The sequence below is a fragment of the Rheinheimera sp. genome, from assembly GCF_030824435.1.
Taxonomy (GTDB): domain Bacteria; phylum Pseudomonadota; class Gammaproteobacteria; order Enterobacterales; family Alteromonadaceae; genus Pararheinheimera.
Map to the genome: position 1 here is coordinate 1 of NZ_JAVBXS010000017.1, position 5,462 is coordinate 5,462.

At 46.6% G+C, this 5,462-nt stretch carries 6 protein-coding genes; 3 read left to right on the top strand and 3 right to left on the bottom strand.

The genetic code is table 11. The features are described 5' to 3' along the window. The coding region (gene infC, locus RCH83_RS03015; protein ID WP_373689736.1) for a translation initiation factor IF-3 at positions 1 to 365 on the bottom strand (365 nt) is incomplete at its 3' end. Between the two features lie 27 nt (positions 366 to 392). After that, complete coding sequence (gene thrS / locus RCH83_RS03020) at positions 393 to 2,303, bottom strand: threonine--tRNA ligase (protein ID WP_306518899.1); 1,911 nt, start codon at positions 2,301 to 2,303, stop codon at positions 393 to 395. Between the two features lie 271 nt (positions 2,304 to 2,574). Between thrS and RCH83_RS03025 the strand changes: the two genes are divergently transcribed. The 3 genes from RCH83_RS03025 (at position 2,575) to RCH83_RS03035 (ending at position 4,433) form a co-directional block, all read left to right on the top strand. Further along, positions 2,575 to 3,435, top strand: a complete 861-nt coding sequence (locus RCH83_RS03025; RefSeq protein ID WP_306518901.1) for a fructosamine kinase family protein — start codon at positions 2,575 to 2,577, stop codon at positions 3,433 to 3,435. A 23-nt stretch (positions 3,436 to 3,458) separates the two neighbouring features. Then, on the top strand, positions 3,459 to 4,106 hold the full coding sequence (gene hxpB, locus RCH83_RS03030) for a hexitol phosphatase HxpB (RefSeq protein WP_306518903.1): 648 nt from the start codon (positions 3,459 to 3,461) through the stop codon (positions 4,104 to 4,106). A 126-nt stretch (positions 4,107 to 4,232) separates the two neighbouring features. Next, positions 4,233 to 4,433, top strand: coding sequence for a CPXCG motif-containing cysteine-rich protein (locus tag RCH83_RS03035; RefSeq protein WP_260656636.1), 201 nt, complete (start codon positions 4,233 to 4,235; stop codon positions 4,431 to 4,433). 175 nt (positions 4,434 to 4,608) lie between these two features. On the opposite strand, the gene RCH83_RS03040 is transcribed toward RCH83_RS03035, so the two are convergent. Beyond that, positions 4,609 to 5,256 carry a riboflavin synthase subunit alpha gene (locus RCH83_RS03040; RefSeq protein WP_306518905.1) on the bottom strand — a complete coding sequence of 216 codons (648 nt, stop codon included), beginning with the start codon at positions 5,254 to 5,256 and terminating at the stop codon, positions 4,609 to 4,611. Positions 5,257 to 5,462: the final 206 nt, after the last annotated feature.

The window sequence follows — 5,462 nt, forward strand, 5'->3', positions numbered from 1 at the left end:
CCCTCTTCAATGAAGCGACGCAGGTTGCGTAGTTTTACCTGGTAATCGCCTTCATCAGTTCCAGGCCGGAATTTGATTTCCTTGATCTGGATCTGTTTTTGCTTCTTCTTCTGCTCTTTAGCAGCTTTACCCTTTTCAAAGAGGAACTTACCATAGTCCATCAACTTACAAACAGGCGGTTCAGCTGTTGGACTGATTTCGACCAGATCACAACCACCATCTTCAGCCAATTTAATGGCGTCAGCGATACCTACTACTCCTAATTGCTCACCTTCCAGACCAATCAAACGCACTTCGCGGACGTTGATTTCTTCGTTAATACGATTCGGTCTGTTCGTCGGTAACGGTTTCTTTCCTACTTTAATGGTATGTTCCTCCAAGGATTAATATCATCAGACCCGGTCTTTGATTTCTGTCGTCAGTTTGTCAACAAACGCCGTTACAGTCATCTTACCTAAGTCTTCGCCTTTACGTGTTCTTAATGCGATATCACCGGCTTCAACTTCTTTGTCACCGACAACCACTAAATACGGAACACGTGCCAGCGTGTGCTCGCGGATTTTAAAGCCTATCTTCTCATTTCTCAAGTCAGAAGTTGCTCTAATACCGTGAGATTTGAAAGTTTTTACTAAATCTTTCACATAATCGGCCTGATTATCGGTAATGTTCATCACAACTACCTGTGTCGGCGCCAACCATGCCGGCATTAAACCCGCATATTCTTCAATCAAAATACCGATAAAACGTTCCAGTGAACCTAAAATTGCACGGTGAATCATCACCGGAATCTGTTTTTCGCCATTTTCAGCCACATAAGACGCACCTAAACGCGCTGGCATTGAAAAATCGAGCTGCACAGTACCACATTGCCATGCCCTGTCCAGACAATCATGCAAAGTAAATTCGATTTTCGGACCGTAGAAGGCACCTTCACCGTGTAAATACTCAAACTCAATGCCTTTGCTGGTCAGTACGTCGGCCAGCGCTTTTTCCGCTTTGTCCCAGATTTCGTCAGAACCAACCCGTTTTTCCGGACGGGTAGACAGTTTCACCACGATCTTATCAAAACCAAAAGTTTTGTAAGTCTCGTAGACCATATCGATACAACCACCGACTTCGGCTTCAATCTGCTCTTCGGTACAGAAAATGTGGGCGTCGTCCTGAGTAAAACCACGAACCCGCATTAAACCATGTAAAGAACCAGACGGCTCGTTGCGGTGACAACAACCAAACTCAGCCATACGCAGCGGTAAATCACGGTAAGACTTTAAACCCTGATTAAAAATCTGCACGTGACCCGGGCAGTTCATCGGTTTAATGGCGTATTCACGTTTTTCCGACTCAGTGGTAAACATGGCGCTGGCGTATTTATCCCAGTGACCCGATTTTTCCCACAAAGAGCGGTCCATCATCAATGGGCCTTTTACTTCGTCATAATCAAATGAACGCAGTTTTTCACGGATATATTTTTCAAGCTCAGTATAAATAGTCCAGCCATCGTTGTGCCAGAACACCATGCCTGGCGCTTCTTCCTGCCAGTGGAATAAATCCAGCGCCTTACCAATTTTACGGTGGTCGCGTTTTTCGGCTTCTTCTAAACGGGTTAAATAAGCGCCCAGCTGCTTTTTATCGGCCCATGCTGTACCGTAAATACGTTGCAGCATTTTGTTTTTGGAGTCGCCACGCCAATAAGCACCGGCCACTTTCATAATTTTGAAATGCTGGCAAAAACGCATATTTGGCACATGTGGGCCACGGCACATATCAATGTATTCTTCGTGATGGTATAAACCCGGCTGGTCGTCTTTGGCGACATTCTGCTCGAGAATTTCCATTTTGTAGCTTTCGCCACGCGCTGCGAAGGTGTCATAAGCCTGTTGCCAGCTGACTTTTTTCTTCACAACATCATATTCGGTTTTTGCCAGCTTCAGCATGCGCTCTTCAAGCGCCGCTAAATCTTCGGTACTGATTGGGCGGTCTAAATCAACGTCATAATAAAAGCCGTTGTCAATTACCGGACCAATGGCCATCTTCACGTTTGGCCACAGTTGCTTAATGGCGTGACCTAATAAATGCGCACAAGAGTGGCGTAAAATTTCCAGACCTGCTTCATCTTTGCTGGTCACTATGGCCAGTTTCACGTCACGGTCGATCATTTCGCAGGCATCTACCAATACACCGTCAATTTTGCCGGCGATGGTGGCTTTGGCGAGGCCAGGGCCAATGTCTTTGGCAACGTCTAAAACAGATAATGGCGCTTCAAAAACGCGCTGACTTCCGTCAGGCAGAGTAATAACTGGCATGTCATTTTCCTTACAGTGGTGACCCATACCAAGGGACACTTGTTTTATCGAAGAAGGTGGATGCCTGATGGTGTTCAACCATACGAACGGTTAAACCAACAAATGCGGGCACGTAGCCTGGGTTTGTCAGCCAAAAAGCGCCGTTATCTTACTGGCTGGGCGCTTTGCAGGCAAGGGTGTTGCTTCGCAACACTACAACTCCACTTTGGCCGATTTTGCACCATACTACAGGCATCCCACGCTTATTATCAGATAACAGCGGAGTTTATCTATGTGGCAAGCGCTCGCAGAACAAATCAGTGCCGAAATACAATGTGATTTTCAGATAGAACAAAAACATCAGCTGTCCACCCATTCCGGCAACATGCTGTATCACATTCAGGGGCTTGATATGGAGTTTTTTGTCAAACTGAACCAGCGGGAAGTACTGGACAGTTTTGAAACCGAAGCCCTGAGCATGCAAGTGCTGACACAGCGGCAATGTGTGCGTCTGCCGAAAATTATCTGTGCCGGTCAGACCTTGGATAAGTCATTTCTGGTGATGGAATATTTACCGATGACCAGTGCGCACCCCTACGGCTGGCAAGCGCTTGGCCACCAATTGGCGTTTTTACACAAAGCGGACGATCAGGCGATGTATGGTTTTGACTGGGATAATTATCTAAGTGCCACCATGCAGCCAAATCAGTGGCAGGCCAACTGGTCGTCGTTTTTTTCTGAACAGCGTATTGGCTGGCTACTGCAATTGTTGGCCGAGCAACATCAGCAGTTTGGCGATATCGATAAAATTGTTGAACGGGTACGCCAGAAATTACATGGACATCAACCCAAAGCCGCTTTGCTTCATGGTGAACTGGTGCGAGGTAATATCGGCTTTTTATCTGAGGTGCCGGTACTTTTTGACCCGGCCTGCTATTTTGGTGACCGGGAAGCAGATTTGGCCTACAGCCAGATGTTTGACCCTCTGCCCGACAGTTTTATCAATGCTTACAATCAGGTGTATCCACTGGATGCCGGTTACAATGAACGCAAAGACCTTTATAATCTGTACCATTTATTACATCACGCTTATATTCGTGGCGGACGTTACAGCTGGCAGGCAAGAGATTATATCCGCCAACATTTGTTGTAACCTCCACAGATAATGGACAACTGATGATCTGTGCAGTCATTTTTGATATGGACGGTTTGTTGCTCGATTCAGAAAATTTCTGGCAACAAGCCGAATATGAAACTTTCTCTTCTCTTGGTGTTCCGCTTCAACCCGCAGACACACTACAAACTTTAGGTTGGCGTTGTGATTATGTGGTGCAGCACTGGTACAACATCCATGCATGGCAAGGGCCAAGCCCCGCCGAGGTTGCCGACCTTATTATCAACAGGGTGATTGAGATGATCATCACCCGGGGTAAATTAATGCCGGGCGCCCGTGAAACGCTAAGTTTGTGCCAATCTGCCGGTTTACCTTTGGCACTGGCGACCTCTTCAAATCACCGGATGATGCTGGCGACTCTGGAACACTTTCAATTATCACACTTTTTTCAGGCCACCTGCTCTGCTGAGTTTTTACCTTGGGCTAAACCTCATCCGCAGGTTTATCTTAATGCTGCCAGCGCACTTGGTGTTGCTGCTGAACATTGCCTGGCGCTCGAAGATAGCGTCACTGGGGTAATTGCTGCCAAGGCAGCCAGAATGCGTTGTATTGCTGTGCCCGATAGAGCCCATCAACAAGATCCGGCTTATGCGATTGCCGATAAAATACTGAGTTCATTAACTGAATTTACTGCCGAAGATTTGCAATAACATCTTTGGCCTGGCCACAACTCTGATTGGCAACAGAAACGAAAATTTAGGCCTACACTGAGTGCAATCAATACATGCTGCACTGTGCCGTTACAGCAGCAAGCTACTTCGCTACCGGAGGATATGATGGACTTGATCAACAAAACCATTATTTGCCCATTTTGTGGCCACCCAACCCATATCACGCTGGATGTCAGCGGAGAAGATCAGGACGATTTTGAAGATTGCAGTAATTGTTGTAATCCTATTCATATCAAAACGCACAAGGATGAAGCACACCGCAGTGTGCAGGTGTTTATTGATGCCGACGACGAGCAGATTTATTAATATTTTTTAGCAACCAGCTGCTGTCGCATGCAACATTTGGCTTTTGTGGCAAGACTTTGCTGCGCTGCAGCAAACCCGCCGCCCTGCACAGCGACAACCCTTGTTTGGTTCAGTGCAGGACGGTCGTCTTTGCTGTGCAGCTGTTCACAACCCACTTTGGTATCGGCGTTATTTATTAAGCTGTAATAAGGCCGCGGGCACTCAGAATACGTTCGATACTCTGCACTATGGTATAACTTTGCTGATCAATTTCGATATTGACCTTGTCGCCAACCTGCCTTTGTCCCAGATTTGTGACTGCTAAAGTTTCCGGAATTAAATGCAGGGAAAACTCACAACTTTGATCAGGATGTAACTTCTGCTGACCGACCGTCAGACTGATGCCGTCGATGGCAATAAAACCTTTGCTAAACACATAACTGCCCCATGGCGCCGGCAACATCAGGTGCATGGCGCAGTTATTTTCACTTTGGCTGATACTGCTGATAGTTGCCGTGGTATGAATATGGCCCGACAAAATATGTCCACCCAATTCTTTGCCAAGGGTCAAAGAACGTTCAAAATTGACCTTATCACCAACCTTTAATAAACCAAGGTTGGTCAGCCGCAAAGTTTCGTCAATGACGTCAAAAAGCACAAAACCTTGCTCGTCCTGACAATAGAACTCAACTGCGGTCAAACAGGTACCGTTAATGGCAATACTGGCGCCTTTTTCCAGAGCGACCAGATAAACAGCCGCTACCTGAAGCTGTATTTGGCAAAAATCTGCCCTATGCTGAATTTTATCGACAATCGCCTGAGTCTGAACTATTCCGGTAAACATCACTGCCCCTGTTTATGCTAAATTAACCGCTGTTTCGCGCCGAAAAAATCGCGTCTAATCCGTCTGTTGTGAGTTGCCATGTTACCTTTTTCCCGCTTTGAAGCCAAAACCATTCTGAAACTGTCTGGGCCCATAGTGCTGGCTCAGCTCACCCAAACCATGATGTACGTGGTTGACACTTTAATGGCTGGTCGTGTGAGTCCGGT